At 44.1% G+C, this 20795-nt stretch carries 21 protein-coding genes; 6 read left to right on the forward strand and 15 right to left on the reverse strand.

Features of this window, described 5'->3' with window-relative positions; genetic code table 11:
• Position 1 precedes the first annotated feature (1 nt).
• The 3 genes from KS2013_RS09720 to KS2013_RS09730 all read right to left on the reverse strand — a co-directional run bounded on the left by KS2013_RS09720 (position 2) and on the right by KS2013_RS09730 (position 3050).
• On the reverse strand, positions 2-367 hold the full coding sequence (locus tag KS2013_RS09720; protein WP_068993176.1) for a TraR/DksA family transcriptional regulator: 366 nt from the start codon (positions 365-367) through the stop codon (positions 2-4).
• A 5-nt stretch (positions 368-372) separates the two neighbouring features.
• Positions 373-711 carry a YqcC family protein gene (locus KS2013_RS09725; protein ID WP_068993179.1) on the reverse strand — a complete coding sequence of 113 codons (339 nt, stop codon included), beginning with the start codon at positions 709-711 and terminating at the stop codon, positions 373-375.
• A gap of 116 nt (positions 712-827) precedes the next feature.
• A complete protein-coding gene (locus tag KS2013_RS09730; RefSeq protein ID WP_068993182.1) occupies positions 828-3050 on the reverse strand; it encodes a TonB-dependent receptor family protein in 2223 nt (740 codons plus the stop codon).
• Between the two features lie 315 nt (positions 3051-3365).
• Here KS2013_RS09730 and KS2013_RS09735 point away from each other — a divergent pair, with 315 nt between their 5' ends.
• Both KS2013_RS09735 and greB read left to right on the forward strand, forming a co-directional pair.
• The gene (locus KS2013_RS09735) at positions 3366-3578 is read left to right on the forward strand and encodes a hypothetical protein (RefSeq protein WP_068993187.1); all 213 of its coding nucleotides are present in this window, start codon (positions 3366-3368) and stop codon (positions 3576-3578) included.
• Complete coding sequence (gene greB, locus KS2013_RS09740) at positions 3579-4067, forward strand: transcription elongation factor GreB (protein ID WP_068993191.1); 489 nt, start codon at positions 3579-3581, stop codon at positions 4065-4067. It begins immediately after the preceding gene.
• Between the two features lie 2 nt (positions 4068-4069).
• On the opposite strand, the gene KS2013_RS09745 is transcribed toward greB, so the two are convergent.
• From KS2013_RS09745 to uup, 4 genes are read right to left on the reverse strand one after another with little or no spacing between them, the layout of a single operon-like run.
• Complete coding sequence (locus KS2013_RS09745; RefSeq protein ID WP_068993194.1) at positions 4070-5095, reverse strand: lipid A deacylase LpxR family protein; 1026 nt, start codon at positions 5093-5095, stop codon at positions 4070-4072.
• A gap of 16 nt (positions 5096-5111) precedes the next feature.
• Positions 5112-5513, reverse strand: a complete 402-nt coding sequence (locus KS2013_RS09750; RefSeq protein WP_068993197.1) for a hypothetical protein — start codon at positions 5511-5513, stop codon at positions 5112-5114.
• 12 nt (positions 5514-5525) lie between these two features.
• The gene (smrA, locus tag KS2013_RS09755; RefSeq protein ID WP_068993200.1) at positions 5526-6107 is read right to left on the reverse strand and encodes a DNA endonuclease SmrA; all 582 of its coding nucleotides are present in this window, start codon (positions 6105-6107) and stop codon (positions 5526-5528) included.
• Positions 6108-6127: 20 nt separating this feature from the next.
• Entirely contained in the window at positions 6128-8026 is a 1899-nt protein-coding gene (uup, locus tag KS2013_RS09760; protein ID WP_068993202.1) for an ATP-binding cassette ATPase Uup, read from the reverse strand.
• Positions 8027-8069: 43 nt separating this feature from the next.
• On the opposite strand from uup, the gene KS2013_RS09765 reads away from it, so the two are divergent.
• The gene (locus KS2013_RS09765) at positions 8070-8708 is read left to right on the forward strand and encodes a class I SAM-dependent methyltransferase (protein WP_068993205.1); all 639 of its coding nucleotides are present in this window, start codon (positions 8070-8072) and stop codon (positions 8706-8708) included.
• Positions 8709-8760: 52 nt separating this feature from the next.
• Here KS2013_RS09765 and KS2013_RS09770 read toward each other — a convergent pair whose 3' ends face one another.
• The 7 genes from KS2013_RS09770 to KS2013_RS09800 form a co-directional block, all read right to left on the reverse strand.
• Positions 8761-9528: a DUF4097 family beta strand repeat-containing protein gene (locus tag KS2013_RS09770; RefSeq protein ID WP_068993206.1), complete on the reverse strand. Its 768-nt coding sequence runs from the start codon at positions 9526-9528 to the stop codon at positions 8761-8763.
• A gap of 58 nt (positions 9529-9586) precedes the next feature.
• On the reverse strand, positions 9587-11425 hold the full coding sequence (locus tag KS2013_RS09775) for an AsmA family protein (protein WP_068993209.1): 1839 nt from the start codon (positions 11423-11425) through the stop codon (positions 9587-9589).
• Between the two features lie 252 nt (positions 11426-11677).
• Positions 11678-13363, reverse strand: coding sequence for a glutamine--tRNA ligase/YqeY domain fusion protein (locus KS2013_RS09780; protein WP_068993210.1), 1686 nt, complete (start codon positions 13361-13363; stop codon positions 11678-11680).
• Between the two features lie 191 nt (positions 13364-13554).
• Positions 13555-14124 carry a PqiC family protein gene (locus tag KS2013_RS09785; protein WP_068993211.1) on the reverse strand — a complete coding sequence of 190 codons (570 nt, stop codon included), beginning with the start codon at positions 14122-14124 and terminating at the stop codon, positions 13555-13557.
• Positions 14121-15095 carry an MlaD family protein gene (locus KS2013_RS09790; RefSeq protein WP_068993213.1) on the reverse strand — a complete coding sequence of 325 codons (975 nt, stop codon included), beginning with the start codon at positions 15093-15095 and terminating at the stop codon, positions 14121-14123. The genes KS2013_RS09785 and KS2013_RS09790 overlap by 4 nt, the downstream gene beginning before the upstream one ends.
• 23 nt (positions 15096-15118) lie before the next feature.
• Positions 15119-15919 carry an ABC transporter ATP-binding protein gene (locus tag KS2013_RS09795; protein ID WP_068993215.1) on the reverse strand — a complete coding sequence of 267 codons (801 nt, stop codon included), beginning with the start codon at positions 15917-15919 and terminating at the stop codon, positions 15119-15121.
• 2 nt (positions 15920-15921) lie between these two features.
• A complete protein-coding gene (locus KS2013_RS09800; RefSeq protein ID WP_068993216.1) occupies positions 15922-17040 on the reverse strand; it encodes an ABC transporter permease in 1119 nt (372 codons plus the stop codon).
• Between the two features lie 209 nt (positions 17041-17249).
• Here KS2013_RS09800 and KS2013_RS09805 point away from each other — a divergent pair, with 209 nt between their 5' ends.
• The 3 genes from KS2013_RS09805 to dxs are packed head-to-tail and all read left to right on the forward strand — an operon-like array spanning position 17250 to position 20259.
• Positions 17250-17483, forward strand: a complete 234-nt coding sequence (locus KS2013_RS09805) for an exodeoxyribonuclease VII small subunit (RefSeq protein ID WP_068993219.1) — start codon at positions 17250-17252, stop codon at positions 17481-17483.
• Positions 17484-17493: 10 nt separating this feature from the next.
• A complete protein-coding gene (gene ispA, locus KS2013_RS09810) occupies positions 17494-18384 on the forward strand; it encodes a (2E,6E)-farnesyl diphosphate synthase (protein WP_068993222.1) in 891 nt (296 codons plus the stop codon).
• A gap of 33 nt (positions 18385-18417) precedes the next feature.
• Complete coding sequence (gene dxs / locus KS2013_RS09815; protein ID WP_068993225.1) at positions 18418-20259, forward strand: 1-deoxy-D-xylulose-5-phosphate synthase; 1842 nt, start codon at positions 18418-18420, stop codon at positions 20257-20259.
• A gap of 45 nt (positions 20260-20304) precedes the next feature.
• Here dxs and KS2013_RS09820 read toward each other — a convergent pair whose 3' ends face one another.
• Positions 20305-20793: a phosphatidylglycerophosphatase A family protein gene (locus KS2013_RS09820; RefSeq protein WP_068993228.1), complete on the reverse strand. Its 489-nt coding sequence runs from the start codon at positions 20791-20793 to the stop codon at positions 20305-20307.
• Between the last annotated feature and the right edge of the window lie 2 nt (positions 20794-20795).

Genomic DNA, 20795 nt, shown 5'->3' on the forward strand with positions numbered 1-20795 from the left:
CCTACCCGAGAAGCCCTTCTCTCTTTTCCTGTAAAGCCCGACAGTCCAGACAAAGCTCCGTATCCGGTGCGATATCTAAGCGCTCAGGAGCTATGGTTTCCCCACACTCAAGGCAAAAACCATAGTCGCCAGACGCGACTCTTTTTAGCGCATTACGCACTGCTAGCAGATGCTTCTGATCTCGAACATGAGAGGCATTTACCATAGCCTGCTGCTGCATTGCGTCTCCACGAGACACACGTCCCTGCCGTGCTTGATCGAGTTCAACAGCCTGACCCGCTTCTGAAGTTAGACCTAAATAGTCCATCAACTCCGTTTCGAGCTGATGTAACTTTTCAGTATAATGTCTTAACTGCTTTTTATTCATTTCTGCTAATGTAAGTGACTTAAATGAGACACCTCATCAAACTTTTGGATTGCTCGGATAAGTCTCTCTGCATCCTCTGTTTCTTTAAATGCTTCTTCTGCTATTGGTGCAATCTGAGCCGGTCCCGGTGGCAACTCTTCACGTTCGACAATATTTCGCATACGAGGCAAAAAAACAAATTGTAACCACTGCTCAAGCCTTAGGGTATCAACACAAAAAGGCATATCGCTTTCCAATGCGTCCTGTCCGGGATGCTGACTCGACCAAAGGTCAAGTTCTATCAACCTCTTCTCAATAGTCTCGAAAACAATCAGATATTGCTCAAACCAATCAACTTGTTTCATTGCTTACTCTCAAATTACAGATTCATTGATAATTTTACCTTATTTCGGGTCGAATTTCAGACAAGCCCCCTATAAAAAAGCCCGCTCAAGGCGGGCTCAACATCAGCTTTCGCTGTTTAGAAGTTTAACTTCAAACCCACTTTTGCTGTTCTTGGCTTATCAGGACGAGCACCGTATGGCTCACGAGCTACTATGGTATCCTCATCAGTCACGTTTTCTATAGTAGCAAAGAACGTAACAGCATCATTTACCTGATACTCCGCTGCTAAATCGACAAGCGTACGCTCTTCCGTTTTCTGAAACTGCCCACAGGCCGGTTTAGTACATAACTCGTCCATATAGTTGATACTCGCCAAAAGACTCCATGTCTGATTATCGTAACCAAGCATTAACTGCGCCTGATTTTCGGGGATATAAGGAATTGGCTGACCTGTTTCTACAGTGCCCCAGACGTTACTATCAAAAGAACTTCCAAATTCAGTTTCAGTAAACGTATAACTGAATCGTGCTGGCCAGTTCTCTGCAAACTCACCGCTTACCAGCAACTCAACACCTTTAACCTCAGCTTCCCCACCATTAAATTTATCGCCTTCATTATTAATGTCACAACCACTGTTAGCCAGGGTACACTCGCCTAGCAAATTGTCATAGTCACTAAAGAAAGCTATCAACTCACTGTTGTACTGAGAGCCACTAAAGCGTAGACCCATCTCATAATTCCAGCTTTCTTCAGGCTGATCATCAGCACTACTTCCTGGAGGAGCAAAACCTTTGTTAACACCAAATAATACGCTGGTCGTGTCATTGATTGACCATAGCGCTCCAAAACCTGGTAACACCTCTGATACAGTATTAGTACGGACACTAGGCTGTGCCTCTCGATCAGGAGCGGAACTCCAGTCTTCACGTTTAAGTTCAACGTCTTCATAGCGGACACCAGGAGTGAATATCCAGTCTCCCCATGAAACAGTATCAATCAAATAGTAGGAGTTCGCTTCAGCTGAGTCGATGCGGTTACCGGCATCTCCCCAAATTCCGGCTTCTGACAGAACCAACTGACCATTCTCCTGAGTAAAGTAGCTTCGACGCTGGAAACGATCTGCATCATCTTCATGAGCACGCAGTCCCAACTTGAGGTCATGCTCCGCTCCACCAGTAGTAAAGTTCCAATCCAGCCGAGCCTGTACACCTCGATTCATGTAAGAGCGATTACCATCAACTTTGTCAATTAAGTCACTCCCACTGTCAGCACCATCTAAAATAGACTGGTAATAGTTAGCCAGAGCACTGCCAGGATTAGTGTTTATTTCACCAATAACTGATGACCAGCTAACGCTGTTATAAGTCCCCGGGGTGGCGCTATCTTCGATATAAAATTTTCCAGTTTTATACCAGTTTCGAGCGAAATCGTTATCGTAGGCAGTAACATGCAGATCTAAGCTTTCCGTTAGGTCCGCATAATAACTCACTACCAATTGCTCATGTTTGCCCTGAAATTGGTCACCGGCAGAAATACCGTACATTCGATAAGGGTCAACTCCAAAGTCAGCATCTGTTAAACCAACGTAGGACTGATCGGACACTTCTGACGAATTTTGTAGTTTTATATCTAGTTGCTGATATACGCTAGCGTCTGAGTCAGTGTTAAAACGTAACTTTACAACCTGATCGCGCTTTTCGAAGCCAGTATCCTGGCCAATGCGGTCAATAACCTTAAAGCCATCGGTTTGATGATCATTAAGCTCAACTAAATAGCCGAAGTTCTCGAAGCTGTCTCCATAATAAAAATAGCCGTGAAGCTCCTCATGCTGACCTTTTTCAAGTTTCAGCTGTCCCTGCCCTTCTATTGGAATTTGTCTAGAGATCAAGTTTACTGCACCACCTACAGTAAAAGGACCATACTGAATACTTGCAGGGCCTTTAAGAACCTCTATACCTGTAATTCGATCAAAAGTAGGGAAGTAATATGCAGAGGAAGCTGCGTAGGGAGCAGGAGCGATAAGTACACCATCTTCCATAAGACTGACCCGTCCCGTTCTGCTAGTACCTGTACCCCGTAGCCCAATATTTGGTCTCAAACCCAGACCATCTTCTAGCTGAATATACACACCTGGTACCTGTCGCATGGCGCGATTCACATCACTATATTTGAATTCTTCTAAATCTTCTTCGGTCACAACGTGAGCAGAGCCCGCCACTTTAAGCGTGTTTGAGCTATTGCCAATGATAGTGATAGTTTCGATATCATCACTTGCTTGCTCCTCAGCTAACGCTGATGTTGCAGTAAGTCCTAAAACCGTGGCAGCAGCAACGGTATTTAAAAGAAATGGAGTTTTCATCAATAGTTCCTAACTTTATAAATTGATTACAGGCAGGATTATAAATCTAAATGATAATGATTACCATCCATGTTTGCAGTTTTAAGATCCTTTTTTGAGTATCTTACGTTGTATAGCCCAAAGATAGATACTCAGCGCCCGTGATGTCATTGATACCCCACCTAGATTTGGTAAATTGGTCTGGTTATGGTCTTACACCAGGTGCCCTAAAGACAGCTCAAGGCAGCTGTTATTCTGCTAACACTTATGGCTGTTGCGGTTGTTGCCTATTTCAAAGCTACTTATAATGTAGGCCTTTAACAAATAGGAGAATCCATGAAAGCCTTTATCCTGATTATTATTAGCTTAGGTGCATTGTTGATAAGTGCTTGTGATTCGCAACCAGAAGAGCAGACCGCGCTGAGTGACTATAAACAACAGCAGCTTGATAAAGCAAAGAAAGTCGAGCAGGAAATGAATAAGCGTATCGAGAATATAGACCAACAACTAGATCAATCTACAACTCAAGAAGACGACGATACACAATAAATGAAACGCTCAAATCTAATCACTGCTGCTGGAGCCACAAGACTTCGCAATGAGCTGGCTCATTTATGGAAAAATCTTCGCCCGGAAGTAACCCGCGCTATTAATGCCGCTGCCGCTGAGGGTGATCGCAGTGAAAATGCCGAATATATATATCGAAAAAAACAATTACGAGAAATTGATCGCAGAATCCGCTATTTACAAAAACGTACGGCTGAAATGAAGGTTATTGAGCATCGTCCTGTAGACCAGAGCAAAATATATTTTGGCGCTGTCGTTACGCTAATAGATGAACGGAACGACGAAACCGTCTACCGAATTGTTGGTTCAGATGAGTTTGACTACAAAGCAGAATATATTAGCGTTGATTCTCCCATGGCAAGAGCGCTTCTGGGTAAAGGTCTTGATGATGAGGTTACTGTTAAATTGCCGGAAGAATCAAAGCAGTTCTGGATTTCAGAAATAGAGTATCCGGATCCCAACCAGGAATAATACTAAAATCTATAACTAAAACTCAGTGAACCAAACCGGCCGTTAACATCGTTTTCTTCAAAAGTAGAGCCTATCTCAGCAATTGAAAAAAGCAATCCCCATTGATCCCAATTCCAGACAGCACCGGCTGAAACCACAAACTGTTCATGCTTCAAAGTAACCGAGTGACTACTTTGGAATGTATTACCATCGACGAAAATGTCATTGAAAACATAACTTGCCTGTGCCGCCAGGAACATATAAAAATGGTCGTCCTCAGCCCCAGCTAATGGGTTGATATCTCTACCGGGGAGAATACTTACGGAAGGAAAGGTTTCTTCTAAACCGGATCCGACGCGAATCATTGCTGATCCAGCAACATCAGAGGTGAATGTTCCTACACTACCACTTGCAAACGTTAAAAAGTCAGCGCCAACACCGTTACTGGGTGTAATGTCAAAACGCCAGCTTCTCTGCCCTGCCACACTAAAAACTAACTCGTTACGCAACTGATTATCCCAGCCCCTGGGCTCATCTGAGCTGGTGATATCATGAACTAACTTCTGAGTTTTTTCGGCTAGAGAGGCAGGACCAACAACGCCTGTAATAACATAAAACTGATCGGCTATGTCACTGTCCCAGGAATACAAAGTTCCTTGCCAGCCAAGCATGCCGGCATACGGAAGATCATTCTCAATCAACACATCCGTTTTGATATTTTCAGGAGTCTGCATGGCCTGAAAGACACTATAACTGACAGCTTTTTTTCGGGAATCATCGACATCAATCAAGGTCAAGTCCGCGAGACTAACCATCCACTCTGGGGCGCTGCTATCAGCATAGTCATCGTAAGGACCGTATCCCCAGCTGTAGCCAATACCGTTAGTGTAGCCACCATCTTTTCCGGCAAATAAATCATTTTCAATAGTTAATGTGCCAAAAGACCCCACATCCTGTTCTCCTGGGTCACGAAAGGTTGCAGCCTGAGAAGTAGGAAGCAGAAAGGAAGAAACAATTGTAATGACGCTGAACGCTACTAAAAAGCGCATAGAAAACCCTTAAAATTTATTCCTTGCCGAACCGCGCCCTGATCTGTTGCTTAACGGTTTCGACAACTTGTTGGGTATTAGTGGAGCCTTTAACCCCAGATTTCAACACATCTTCAACAATATCTGCTACATCATCCACGGTTACAGTCTTTTTTTGCTCAAATGAGTCATGATGAAACAAATTGATATGCTCATCACTCCGACGTCCCCACTTCATCAACCGCTCCCAGTAAACCCTATCCTCGGAGTTACTTTTCAGGTCTAAAATATAACAAATCAGTGCGACTGGCATTAGCGCAAAATCACGTACTGCATCACACCATAACTTAACCTGCAGCAGCAATAGATCTCGAGTTTTTCCCCAAGAACCTGATGTCACTTTGTTCTGAACAATTAATGGTTTATCCGTATTCCTCATATTCATCCATCATCACATTGTTTTATTATAAATTTCGCGGTTCAACTGCTTATGATGCTCATTCTTTTTAAGCAGGACGTAAACCGAACCCAAGCCGCCATGGCGTTGCTGTGCGCTATGGAAAGCCATCGCCAACTCATGCTGTTTTAGCCAATGATTAACATGGCTTTTTAAAACTGCCTGCGGAATGCTTCGCTCACCCTTACCGTGGGTAATCAATATAGTTCGCTTGCCTCTTTTTACACAGGCGTTGATAAAGTAGAAGACTTCGTCACGGGCTTCTTTCACGGTTAAACGATGCAAGTCCGTATGCGCATCAATTTCATATTTCCCTAGACGTAATTTTTTATAGACGCCCTCCTGCACTCCATCTTTTTTATATTCTAACCAGTCATTCGGCTCGACGGGTTCGACAAAATCGGTCGTCAAGTAATTGGGATCATGGTTAGGCTTACGCCCGAGTGCCGCTTCCTGTCTAGCCATTTGTGAAAGTGTCGGCTCTTTTTTAGCCACGTGCAGATTAACCTGGTCATTCTTAATTGGTTTGACGCCCTTAAGTTCTTTCTTAAATAAGTCAAAATCATCTTGTGACATAATAAATCTACACCTAACTGCTAATCGTTATGCAAAGCGTCTTTCATCGCCTCTAATTCTTCCCACCTCTCAAAACGCTGCTCAAGGCTGGCTTCAAGCTGTGCGAGCTGACTGTTTACTTCTGCTATATCGTCACTGGGCTGTTGATAAAACTCAGGAGATGCCATCTTAGCCTGTAATTGCTCAATATCATCCTCAAGCTGAGCGATATCCGCAGGTAACTGATCCAGCTCCCGCTGGTCTTTATAACTTAGTTTAGCAGATTTTTTCCTAGGTTTAGGCTTTGACTCGCTTTTGCTACCAGTCTTGCTCGATGCGGATCCAGCTCCCCTGGACTGGGGCCGTTGCCGCAACCAGTCATCATAGCCACCGATATATTCCCTAACCTTGCCTTCACCCTCAAAAACGATCGTACTGGTTACCACATTATTTATGAAGTCACGGTCATGAGAAACCAGCAGCATAGTTCCTTCGTAACCAGCCAGCATATCCTCGAGCAACTCCAGAGTTTCGATATCCAGATCATTTGTAGGCTCATCCAGGATCAGCAGATTTGAAGGCTTGGCCAGGATTTTCGCCAGCAATAACCGGTTACGCTCACCACCAGACAATGCCGTTATCGGCGCCCGAGCTCTTTCGGGAGTAAACAAGAAGTCTTGCAAATAACTGATGACATGACGCGGCTTACCATTAATAGTCATCATATCTTTCCCGTCAGATACGTTATCCATTGCCGAAAGTGACTCATCCAGTTGCGCCCTATGCTGATCAAAATACGCCACTTCCAGCTTAGTACCGAGCTTTACGGCTCCTTTGTCTGGCTCCTCTTCACCCAGCAACATCTTAATCAGGGTAGATTTACCGCAACCATTCGGCCCAACAATACCAATTTTGTCTCCGCGCATGATTAGGGTAGAAAAGTCATCGACTAAAACTCTCTGCTGGTAGCTTTTATGCAGACTCGTTGCCTCAATCACTTTCTTGCCTGACATTTCGGCTATTTGCGCCTTCATATCAACGTTACCGATTAAATTACGTCGTTCAGCACGTTCCTTGCGAGCTGCCTGAAGGCGTCTCACCCGCCCCTCATTACGGGTACGTCGAGCTTTAATGCCTTGACGAATCCATGCTTCTTCCTGCGCTAGTTTTTTATCAAACTCCTGATTTTGCTTTTCCTCTGCAGCCAGGCGCTCCTCTTTTCTGCGCAAATAATTGTCGTAATCACCGGGCCATGAGGTTAGCTGTCCACGGTCAATTTCTACAATTCGGGTAGCCAGACTTTTTAAGAAGCGTCTATCGTGAGTAATAAACAGGATACTGCCAGTATAGGCTTTCAAAAAACCTTCTAACCATTCGATAGAATCAATATCCAGGTGGTTGGTTGGCTCATCAAGTAACAATATATCAGGCTGTTCGACCAGAGCCTGCGCCAATAATACCCGGCGCTTCATACCGCCCGAAAGTTCCTCAAAGCTTGCCTCTGAACTAAGCCCAAGACGATCGACAACGGATTGTACTCTCTGATCCATGGCCCAACCATCTTCAGCTTCAATCTTTTGCTGAACACGAGCAAGTTTCTCTAATGACTTTTCGTCGGTATTAACACTTAATTGATGAAACTGCTGAAGCAGCTCGCCTACCTGTCCTAAACCGGAAGAAATCACCTGAAAGACAGTGCCTTTGGTTCCGTGAGGAACCTCCTGCGTAAGTTTGGCGACTTTAATCCCTTCCTGAAATCGCAGCCCACCATCTTCAGGTGTGATTTCCTGATTTATCACTTTTAGTAGCGTTGATTTGCCGACTCCATTTCGACCAATGATGCAAACCCTTTCGCCGGGTTCGATAACAAAATCAACCTTATCCAGTAATGGCGCACCACCATAACTGACTTCAACTTGTTGTAAGGTAACTAAAGGCATTACACTGTATGATTAACGTTTTGACCTATTTTAACTGAAAACAATGAGCATGGCTTGCCCTCTTTGCACCAATAAGAAAACAGAGTTTTACTGCCAGGATAAACAACGCAACTACCATCAGTGTCCTCAATGCCAGCTGGTTTTTGTTCCTCCCCAACACCACCTCGATCATGATGCTGAGAAGAAAGTGTATGATCTCCACCAGAACTCTCCCCGGGACACTGGCTACCGACAATTTCTCAATAAACTCTTAAAGCCCTTAGCCAGGAAATTACCCATTGAAGCGAAGGGGCTGGACTTTGGTTGCGGTCCGGGCCCCACCATCAAGCCTATGATGGAAGAACTCGGCTACCAAGTCAGCAACTACGATATCTACTATGCTAAAAACTCGCAGGCACTCAAAAAGACATACGACTTTATAACCTGTACCGAAGCGATAGAGCACTTCGTAACCCCAAGAAAGGAACTATTGCTTCTCCATTCTCTTTTGAGGGCTGGAGGTTATATGGGAATCATGACTAAACGAGTTACCACTAAAGAAGCCTTCGAAAAATGGCACTATAAAAATGACCCAACTCACATCTGCTTTTTTTCTGAACACACTTTCCGCTGGATTGGTAAGTGGCTTGGTTACTCAGTGGATTTCCCCGGAAACGATACTGTCATCATGCAAAAACTGTAGCCAAAATCACAAAAGGCGACACAGGCCGCCTTTTGTTTATTGAAGCAGATGACTACTTCTTGTGAATACTGATATCGCCGTTAACCGTATCAAACTTCAATGAAGCGCCGCCTGACTTATACTCACCGTTCATGTCAGCACCAACAAATTCACCTTCATCAACTTCGATATCAAAGTCGTTCGACAGGTCTCCATTGACTGTATCAGAGCTTAACTCAAAGCCGTCATTCTCAGGCAAGTAAATATCAATATCACCATTGACGCTGTCGCCCTTGATTCGTGCTGAGCGGCTTAACGTATCCACGACAACTTCAACGTCACCATTTACAGTACCAAACTTCACGTCCTGCGCAGTATTTTTGATAACAATTTTACCATTCACTGTCTCGGCTTTAATTTCTCCAGAAACATCTTCAATTTCAATATTGCCATTAACCGACTCAATAGAATCCAATGTCACACCATGAGGCACCTTTAAAGTAAAAGATACTTCACCAGAGCTTCCTCCCCAGCTCATAAAACCACCGGAATCAATATCAACCTCGACATCAAAATCGTCTTCACTGTGTTCAATCTCAACCTTAATATTGTCCAGGTCGTCTTCATCATCAGCAGTAATAGTATACTCCAGCAGGATTTCTTCCTTATCCCAGCCGGTCACTTCAATATTCCCGTTGATGTTATCCAGATTAATACTACCGTTTTCTGAGAAATCATAAGTTTCTGAGAATGACTTTGACTCATCAGCCGTTACTGCTAACGAAGAAAGCCCCAAGGCTATCATTGAAACCGTTCCCAACCATTTCTTAACTGTTTTCATAATTTACCTCTATGTTTACGACCATTTACTCTTTTGATGCAAATGGTTGCGAAAGGGTTTAATTATCTTTTTTGCGTTTAAAAATATCACCGAGCTTATCTTCCAGCTCTTCCTTGGCTTTATCCTCCAGCTCCTTCTTCTTTTCATCGACCTTATCCTGATACTGGGCTTTTAAAAGCGCCTCAATATCAATACTGGCACTGGGTTCAGCCCAGGTACCTTTCAGCTCAAAAGGCAAAGCTTTAGCCTTAAGCTTAGGATACTTGTTTTCCATAGCTTCTTTTAGACGCCCTTTTAACATTAACTGGAATTTGCCTGAAACTGTCTCTTTATTAGCATCGGTTGAGGCTTTCCCCACCAAATCAAACAGAGGAGAATTCAAGTTAAAGTCAGGAAGCTCAATCAAACCTTTGTTAGCTCGAATACTGCTGCTGAGATTAGCAAAGGAGGTTTTGCCGCTATAGTTTTCTTTGTTTAAGGCCTGTAAGGTCAAACCTGTTTCTATTAACTTAGCTACATCAATGCCATTGAAGGAGCCATCTGATAACTCAAGCTTACCTGTACCATTTAAGTTTTGAAGCATTTGCTTAACACCGGCACCTTGAGTTTTCATATCTAAATCCAGCTCGCCGAGGCCACTTAGCTTTTCTACTTCAAAAAATGCTGCCAATAAGTCACCAATTTGAATACTTTCAAACTGAGGCTGCACTGCCAGGGCTAAGGGATTAGCAGCGAAGTTAACACTAGCTACAGTTTCAACGTGGCCCTGGAAGGCGTTAGCTTTGAATGGGTTCAGAATCAGCTTTGCCCCCTGATTACTTAGGTTCGCCGAGACATCGGTAAAGGTCGCATTTTTAAGCACAAACTCCTTCACATCTAACTGTCCTTTTATACGAGCGCCCTTAAGGAAGTTTGCTACAGGTGATAAATCCATGTCTTGGGATGATTTGGCTTGCTTTGGGGTGCCGGTTGATGCCATTAATCCGGCCAGCTCAATTCGGTTTGCACTGAGCGTTGCGTTCAGTTCGGTTAAATCACCAAAAGCTGATTTTAAATCGAGGTTAACAGGTTGTCCGTTAAGCTTTAGCACACCCTTATGATTTAGCCTGGTGGCATCATTATCCAGTTGCATGTCCAGGTCGCCATTTAAGGAAATCGAGCGGAACTGTTCACTGACCCCTTCAAGTTCAGTTGTTAAAGTATCTATTTTGATTTGTTTAAAATCAGATCCAACCCAAAGATTACCGGTTAACCCCCACTTCGACTGTTTCCCGTCTGCAGTCAAAGAGCCCTCTGCAGATATAGGAGTGCTTACTTCTGGCTTAAAATTTTGAACCTCAAATTGTTTGAGCTGGAAGCTCTGGGATAGTCTGCTTTCATCAAACTGATTAAATGTTACATCCGTTAAAGATAGACTTTCCAGACTGAGCTGTTTCGTAGCGGACTTCTCTGAACCGCTTTCTTCCGCCTGCGCGCCCTTATTGCCCTGAGCATCCATCATTGCTTTAAAATTTGAGCGGCCCGAAGAGTCAGTTATCATGTTCACTTCGGTTCCAGATAAAGTCACAGAGCCCACCTCTATATCTCCCGATATTAAAGGCAAAAGTTTAATACTGGCTGCGACATCATCAATCGTGAGTAATGGTTTATCACTTTTAAAGTTCGCTGGCTGGGATAAGGAAACACCGCCTGTTTCAATCTGCAACCAAGGAAAGAAACCAAGACTTAGCTCTTGGCTGATAGCCAAATCTGCTGTTGTGCTTTGTTTCACCTGCTTCACCAGCTGCTTCTTAATGTCTTCGCTATCAAAGACAAAGAAAGCAATAATGCCCAAAATTAAAATGAGCGTGATGAAGGTTCCGACAATACCTAAGATCCATTTAAATAGTTTTTTCATAATCAGCCACAATATCAATGAGTTGGAATGTTCTTTCTTAGATTAACTCCGAACGAGGAAGGTTCCAACCTACTTTGTCACTTTTTATTTGAACTATTTGTAAAAACTGTGGACTAAAGAAGTGAAAGGTAAAAAATTCTTTGTTGTGTAATTAACGAGTAGATATTTATAAGGAACATTGGTAGTTATCAAAAGTTGTTAGTCAATCAAAAAAGGCCAACGTAGAGTTGGCCTTTTTTTTGCTGATTAAAGCTATTTATCACTCCATGAATCACGTAATGTAACCGTACGATTGTACACCAGCTTATCAGCTGAATGTTCATAGCGGTCTGCCGTGAAATAACCTTCACGCTCAAACTGGAAACACGTTTCTGGCTTCGCATCAGCCAAGCTTGGCTCAACCATAGCCTTAATCACCTTCAATGATTCAGGGTTTAGTGCATCATGAAAGTCATCCATTGCCCCAGGGTTAGGTACATTGAACAATCTATCGTACAAACGAACCGTTGCTTCTTTTGCATATTTTGCAGATACCCAGTGAATCACACCACGCACCTTTCTACCCTCTGGATTTTTGCCCAGAGTGTCTGGATCATACGTGCAATGAAGCTCCTTAACCTCGCCATTTTCATCTAGCACGGCATCATTTGCTTTAATGACATAAGCGTTGCGTAAACGAACTTCACCGTCTTTAACTAAGCGCTTATATTTCTTGTTAGCACTTTCACGATAATCCGCACGATCGATATACAGTTCACGGGTGAATGGTAAATCACGAGTTCCCATATCTTCAATCTTGGGATGATTCATACCCTGTAGAGTTTCTTCTTTATCTTCAGGGTAGTTCGTAATAATCACCTTTATTGGATCAAGTACCGCCATACGACGCTCAGTAGTGTCGTTGAGATCATTCCTCGCAGCATCCTCCAAAAGGATCATATCTGTCACGCTGTTAACCTTACTAATTCCAACCGCGGCACAGAAGTCACGGATGGACTTAGGTGTAAATCCTCGGCGACGCATGCCTGCGATAGTTGGCATTCGAGGATCATCCCACCCATCAACCTTTCCACTCTCAACCAACTGAGTCAGCTTACGCTTCGAAGTAATGGTGTAAGCCAAGTTTAAGCGTGAAAACTCAATTTGCTGCGGGTGGCATGGTGCACTTATGTTGTCCAGTACCCAGTCATACAGTGGACGGTTAACTTCGAATTCCAAAGTACATAATGAGTGAGTAATTCCTTCCAGTGAATCCGAAATACAGTGCGTAAAGTCATACATTGGATAAATGCACCACTTATCACCAGTACGGATATGGTGCAGTCGGCGAATACGGTATAAAACCGGATCACGCATCAGCATATTCGGGTGAGACATATCAATTTTAGCGCGCAGAACCATTTGTCCGTCTGGGTATTCCCCGGCCTTCATTTTACGGAACTGCTCCAGGCTCTCTTCGGCAGGACGGTCGCGATACGGACTTTCCTTGCCGGGTTCCTGGAAATTACCACGGTTTTTAGCAATATCTTCAGCAGGTTGCTCATCAACGTAGGCTTTGCCCTTTTCGATCAATTCCTCAGCAAAGTTATATAAATCATCAAAATAATCCGACGCGTGATGAACGTCGCCTTCCCACTCAAAACCAAGCCATGACACATCCTCCTGGATAGAACGTGCGAACTCCTCACTTTCTTTTTCAGGGTTGGTGTCATCAAATCGTAAGTTACAGGGTGCCTGATAATCTTCAGCTATCCCAAAGTTTAGGCAAATTGATTTTGCATGTCCCACATGTAAGTAGCCATTTGGCTCCGGTGGAAATCGCGTATGAACTTTGCCGTCATTTTTCCCCTCCGCAATATCTTTATTTATGATATTGCGGATAAAATTAGTCGGTGTTGAGTTTTCAGTGGTGTTATCCGTTGATTTTGTCTCAGACATGTTGAAGTTGCTCACACATTGCTCAAAGTTATTGATACCGAGCCTTCGGCTCAGGCATGATTCAGTCTAATGCCGTTATAAAGGTGACTGAATTTGTCACAAGAGAGTGATTTTAACGAGAAAAACCAGTGAATGCGATAGCTTTTAGTCCAAAACTCGCGCTATAGCTAAAAAAATACGGGCGTGGTTACTCAGCGCAGCGATAAAGTTATTTTATTGACCATTTGAGTTAGCAGGCGACGCTCAGCAGTTACCGCAGCATCGTAAGAATTATCAGCCAGAACCTGCGTTAAAACATAAGACCTAATGTTTGAGTTTCCACTTTTATCAGTCATGGTTACTGTCGCGTGCAAATAGGCTTTACTCTCATCAAAACTGGCATCCAGCCTTTTAATATCAACTGAAAGAGAAACATCAATTTTATCTGAACGACGCCATGGGTACTCAAAGACATCCGCAGTATTCAATTGCGCAGAGAGTTCGTATTGTAGCGCAGTGATTATTTGTCCTCTTAAATCCGAAGCCCATCGTTCGAACTCTGCAAATTGCATCTTGCTTCCATCGGTACGAATAGCAATTTGAGGTTTCTGTAGGTAGTCAGCAATGGTTACCGGGCCTAAACCAATTCTGATTTCATTACCCAAGTTTTCGGATGGCATTGGATTTTGTAGTAAATAAAAATTGGAGTCAGGCGAACGGGTCGAACAGCCACTTATGCTCCATACCAGACACAGGGTTATGAGAGACAGTAATATTTTCATTGTTCATCCTTACCGTATATTAAGACTTCTGGGTGTCGCTCAATGTAGTCGGTTAAAACGCGTATAGAGTGTGCAGCCTTAGAAAGCTCCTGCAGGGTCTGGTTTAGCTGATACTGCAGCTCTGAGTCAGACCCATAAGAGTGATTCATAGAGCGTACCAAGTTTTGTGTATCAACCAAAACTTTTTCAAGCCCGTCAAAACTCGACTGAACACTGCCAATCATTCCCGGAAGTTGCTGGTTGAGCTGTTTAGCAAGTAACTCATACTCATCCATAGTTTGCTTGAACTCCTTCGCTACCGGCTTAATTTCCTGATTAAATACTTCAGCTGCCTGACGGTATTCATCAAGTGTTCCGTTAAGTTGCTCCAGGCTGGCCTGCAAATCGGTCTCATTGACAAGTCTATTGGCATTCTCAAGGAGCTGATTCATATTGTTAGCGATGTCAGCCAGGGGCAACTTAGAGACTTCATCAGCAAAAGCGCTTAGCGCACTTGGCGCTGTAGGTATCTCTTCTACATCTTCAATGATACCTCGCAACCTCATCTTCACATCAGGTCGAAACTCCAGGGCAATACGCATTTTGCCAGTGACCAGACTTTGTGTCTCCAAAGTTCCTTTTAATCCCTTATCAATAATACGGTCAGTAACTTCCGTCAGGCTTTGAGCTCTCTGACCATTCAGTTCTCTAAAACTATCTGCATAAATATCCACATAGACAGGGGTATATATATCGAGACCATCCGTATCGGTCACCACCTCGATTTTTTTAACAATACCGACTTTAACCCCCTTGAATACGACTGGAGAACCTTCGTCCAAGCCAGCCAATGAACCATCAAAAAACAGCACATAGCGCTGAGCTGAGTCATTAAAGGTCCCCTTTGCAAAAAACATAACGGCACCGACAAATAAAACAATTGCCCCAAGGACAAAACCGCCGATTGCTGTTGATTGGGATTTATTACTCATATCACTGATGGTTCCTGTTTAAGTTATGTATCACCACGGGCCAGAAATCGCCTGACAGCTTCGTTTTCAGAGTGCTTCATCAAGTCACCCGGGTCTCCGGTCGCTAGCATTGTCTTGCTTTTAGCGTCGAGAAATACTGAGTTATTACCAATCGTAAAAATACTGGCCAACTCATGAGTTACGACGACGAAAGTACAACCTAGATTATCACGTAACTGTAAGATTAAATCATCCAGCAAACTTGCACTGATGGGATCCAGGCCCGCCGATGGCTCATCCAAAAAGAGAATATCAGGCTCTAAGGCCAGTGCCCGCGCAATTCCTGCTCGCTTGCGCATACCTCCGCTTATCTCTGACGGATAATAATCCTCAAAGCCACTTAATCCAACTAAAGCCAACTTCAATGAAGCCAGATATTTCATATCCATAGGGGATAAGTCCAAATACTCATCCATGGGCAGGATGATATTTTCTGCCAGCGTCATTGAACTCCACAGTGCACCGCTTTGATATAAAACTCCAGAGCGCTGCATCAGCTGTTGTCTCTGCGACTCAGAAGCTTGCCAGAAATCAATATAACGTTGCTCATTGACTGAGGCTCCTGAGCCGCCGGTACGAAATAATACCTGGCCCTCAGCAGGCTCTTTTAAGCCAATAAAACTCTTGAGTAAAGTGCTCTTACCGCAACCACTCCCCCCCATGATGATGAAAATATCTTGTTCTTTTACATCAAAGGTTAAGCCACTCTGGACGATAAAGTCACCGTAAGCCAAGGTCAGATCCTTAGCTCGAATTACCGGCTCGGAGGAAGTAATCTGCGACATATCTATATACCCAACAAGCTGGTAATAATGGCAAACAGACCATCAATGACAATAATGAACACTACTCCAGCGACAACGGCCGAAGTTGCAGCATCACCTACGGCAGAAGCGCTACGCCCAGACAGAATACCATTCATACAACCTGTAATGGCTATCACGATACCAAATATAAATGCTTTAATGAGCCCTAGGCTGATATCGACCATATCAACTGAATTTAAGGTCTGATTCCAATATTCAGTAAAGCTTATCCCCATTGCTCCAATACTGATAGCGGCACCACCAAGAATACCAAGCACGTCAGCGTACAAACAAAGCAGCGGCATCATTATGACCAGAGCCAGTATCCTTGGCAGTACAATAAAATCCATTGGTGATATACCCAGCGTTTTATAGGCATCAATTTCTTCATTGACCTGCATGGTTCCAATTCGCGCAGCAAATGCGGCTCCCGTTCTTCCCGCCATAATGATGCCCGTCATCATGCAGCCCATCTCTCTAACCATTGCAATACCGACCAGATCAGCCACGTATATTTCAGCACCGAATTTATTTAATTGGACAGCGCCCACAAAGGCTAAAATGACCCCTACCAAAATACTGATTAAGGTTACGATGGGTAAAGCTTCAGGCCCAGTATCAGATAAAATCTCTTTAAGATCAGAGCCTCTAAACCTCGCTCGTCCTCGCAGTAAACGTAAAAAACTTTTAACGCTTTCTCCAAGGAAGAAAAAGAAACTCATCGCTTCGCGATAATCTTCAATGATCTTATCTCCGATGTGAGTCAATAAAGTTGGGGGTTCTTTCTTTTGGTTCGCATCCTGCCTTTCTGGTACGGTATTGGCCAGTTCCACCAGCCGCTCTACACCTTGCGGGAATGAAATGAACTTTAACTCCCCGCCCTGCTGTTTCGCTATCTGACTAAGTCGTAGCAATAAAGAAATCAAAGCGCTATCCCATTGCTCTATGGACTCGCCGTTAATCTGAGTAAAGGGAGTCTGCTGGTAGCTTTGAATGATACTGTCAGCAGGGGCAAGGGCCTGATGAATAGTCCAGTCACCGTACAGTAGCAGCTCTTTGGCTCCTTGTTTATCGGTTATTTCGTATCGTTTCCCACTCATCAATTGTCTTTGCTTCCTTATTGGAAAGAAACCGGTTTATAACCCTTTGTTTCTATTAGCCTACTGATGTTCATAGTATCTGAGGTATACAGCTGCCGCAATAGTGAAAGGAGCGGAGGTTATCAGCATTACTCAATTTCATGATACTTTTCTTTTACCTCTCAATATAGGACAATAGCACCCTATTTACATGAACTCTACGTCGCCTTATGCCAGCTAAAAAATCAGCCAAAACCAACTTTGAGACACAGCTAGAAGAGCTGGAATCTATCGTTGAACAATTGGAGACGGGAGAGTTACCTCTGGAAGAATCTCTTAAAGTCTTTGAGAAAGGCGTAAAGCTATCACGCCAATGCCAACAGCTTCTCTCTGAGGCAGAGCAGAAAGTTACTATCCTAATGGAAAATCAGGAGCAGGATTTTCCGGCACCCGAAGACGAATAGTTCAAATTTCATGAACCTAGAAAACCATCTTCAGCAATGGCAAAGCCAGGTTGCTGAGTTATTAAAAAAGCGCTTACCAGCAGAAAGTTCTTCACCACACACGCTACATCAAGCGATGCGGTATGGTGCACTTAATGGTGGCAAACGTATCCGCCCGGTTCTAGTTTTCGCTACTGGGGAGGCCTTTGGCGCCAATAAAGATGATTTAACTCACCCTGCATTAGCGGTAGAGTTAATCCATTGTTATTCCTTGGTGCACGATGACCTGCCAGCAATGGATGATGATGATTTACGCCGGGGAAAACCTACCTGCCATATCCAGTTTAACGAGGCGACTGCCATTCTTGCTGGCGACGCACTGCACACTCAGGCTTTTGAAGAGTTATCAAAGGCAAAACTAGGCGAGCGAGCAGCCCCTCAGCAGCTTGAAATGATTCAGCTACTGGCCCAGGCAAGCGGATCACTGGGCATGGGTGGAGGTCAGGCAATTGACCTGGAGTCCACCCAGAAATCGATTGATCTTGATATGCTGGAAAATATGCACCGTATGAAAACTGGTGCACTGATCAAAGTTAGTGTTTTGCTGGGGGCTTTATGTGCTGGTCCTTTACAAAAAGATGAAAGACAGGCACTTGAAGACTATGCAGATGCTATAGGCCTGGCCTTTCAGGTTAAGGATGATATCCTTGATATCGAATCTGATACGGAAACACTGGGCAAACCTCAAGGCTCTGATGTAGCCAATCAGAAAAACACCTATCCAGCTCTGCTTGGGATTGATGGCTCACGCCAAAAACTCGATGATTTATTACAATTAGCGCTACAAGCATTAGCTAAGTTACCCTACAATACGCAAATACTTGCCGATTTGGCCAAATTTATCGTTCATAGAAACGCATAGCGATTTTTCAACGTTTGAGACTGTTTTAGACTTATGAGCACTGATCTTTATCCATTATTGACGCAAATCGACTCACCTGTCGCCCTCCGTGCGCTTGAAAAAGAGCAGTTAGGTGATGTAGCCGATGAGCTTCGCCAATATTTAATTAATACGATCAGTCAATGCGGAGGCCATTTTGCAGCCGGCTTGGGAACGGTCGAATTAACGGTCGCGCTTCATTACATGTTCAACACACCGGACGATCGAATCGTCTGGGACGTTGGTCACCAGGCCTATCCGCATAAAGTCCTAACCGGTCGTAGAGAGCAGTTGCATACCATTCGACAAACTGATGGCCTTCATCCATTTCCCGTTCGTACCGAATCAGAATACGATACCTTTGCTGTCGGGCACTCCAGCACCTCAATCAGTGCGGCGCTCGGTATGGCTCTGGCAGCTAAACAACGAGGTGAGGAACGCCAGTGCGTGGCGGTGATTGGAGATGGTGCTCTGACGGGTGGCATGGCTTTTGAAGCCATGAACCATGCTGCGGACACCGATGCCAACCTGCTGGTTATTCTGAACGACAATGAAATGTCGATTTCTGAGAACGTTGGTGGCATGAATCGATATCTAGCCAAGTTACTGGCCGGTCGCTTCTACCAGCGAGTCCGAGAGACAGGCAAGAAAGCTTTGCATGGAATTAAACCATTATCTGAATTTGTCAGCCGGGCAGAAGAACACATGAAAGGCATGGTGCTTCCCGGAACTCTATTTGAAGAGCTCGGTTTCAACTATAACGGCCCTATTGATGGACATGATTTACCGACATTACTGAGTACCCTTAACAATATTAAAGAACTCAGTGGTCCTCAGTTCCTTCATGTGGTTACACGAAAAGGAAAGGGTTACGCTCCTGCTGAGAATGACCCCATTGCCTATCACGGTGTGCCCATTTTTGACCCGAAAATCAGTGAACTCCCGAAGGGTGTTAAACCTAAAACATACTCCAATATTTTTGGAGAATTTATGTGTGACATCGCCGCAAAAGACGAACGAGTGGTGGGTATCACACCGGCAATGAGAGAAGGCTCGGATCTAATCCGCTTCTCCAAAGAATTTCCAGAGCGTTACTATGATGTTGGTATTGCTGAACAGCATGCAGTAACTGTGTCAGCTGGGCTTGCCTGTGAAGGTCTAAAACCTGTTTGTGCTATATACTCAACCTTCCTTCAACGAGGTTACGATCAACTGATACACGATGTTGCACTGCAAAACCTGGATGTGCTTTTTGCCATTGACAGGGGTGGGTTAGTTGGCGGTGATGGTGCAACTCACAATGGTGCATTTGATTTGAGTTATCTGCGCTGTATCCCGAATATGGTTATTATGGCGCCCAGTGACGAAAATGAATGCCGACAATGCCTATATACAGGGTATTTATACGAAGGTCCTGCGGCAGTTCGCTATCCGAGGGGGATGGGTTCCGGTATTGAAGCAGAGAAGACCTTTACACCTTTTGAAATTGGTAAAGGTGAAGTTAAAAGAAAGGGAGATAAAGTCGCTATTCTAGCTTTTGGCTCCATGCTACAACCCGCGCTAGAAGCTGCTGAAAAAATTAACGCAACAGTGGTCGACATGCGCTTCGTCAAACCCTTGGATGAATCCTTGATCAAGTCACTTGCAGACAGCCATCAGCAATTTATTACTGTTGAAGAAAATGCCGTCCAAGGCGGTGCGGGAAGTGCCGTTAACGAGTTTCTTGTTAACAACAATATCGATATTAAAACTAAGAACCTGGGCCTGCCGGATCGCTTTGTAGAGCACGGTAATACCAATGATTTACTGAAAAGAGTGGGGTTAACGGCAGCAGATATTGCTCATGCTGCTTATTAGATCAGGGTGTAGATAACATGCAGCATCGCCATCAACGATATTCAGTTATAGCAACAATATAGCAATGTGCAAAATTGCGAGAGCAAATCCGCCCGCTAACAGGTCATCCACCATAATTCCAAATCCGCCATGAACCTTTTTATCAAGCCACTTGATAGGCCAGGGTTTGAGAATATCGAAGACTCGAAATAATACAAAGCCCGCAAGAGCCCATTGCCAGGAAACTGGCACAGCAATCATTGTCACGAGATAGCCGCAAATTTCGTCCCAGACGATCCCGGGGTGATCATGAACACCCAGCTTCTTAGCAGTGTAGTGACAAAGCCCAACACCTACTATTGAAAGTAGAGCTGCAGCCATCAAATAGTATGGCAACGACAAAGCTGACAGCAGATACCAGACTGGAATGGCTATCAGAGTACCCCAAGTTCCCGGTGCTTTTGGTAGAAGTCCTGAACCAAACCCGAAGGATAGAAAGTTTAGAGGATTAGTCAGTACTGACTTTTTAAGTGATGTCTGAGTGGATTGTTTCATAA

Origin of the sequence: Kangiella sediminilitoris (assembly GCF_001708405.1) — a bacterium.
Classification (GTDB): Bacteria; Pseudomonadota; Gammaproteobacteria; order Enterobacterales; family Kangiellaceae; genus Kangiella; species Kangiella sediminilitoris.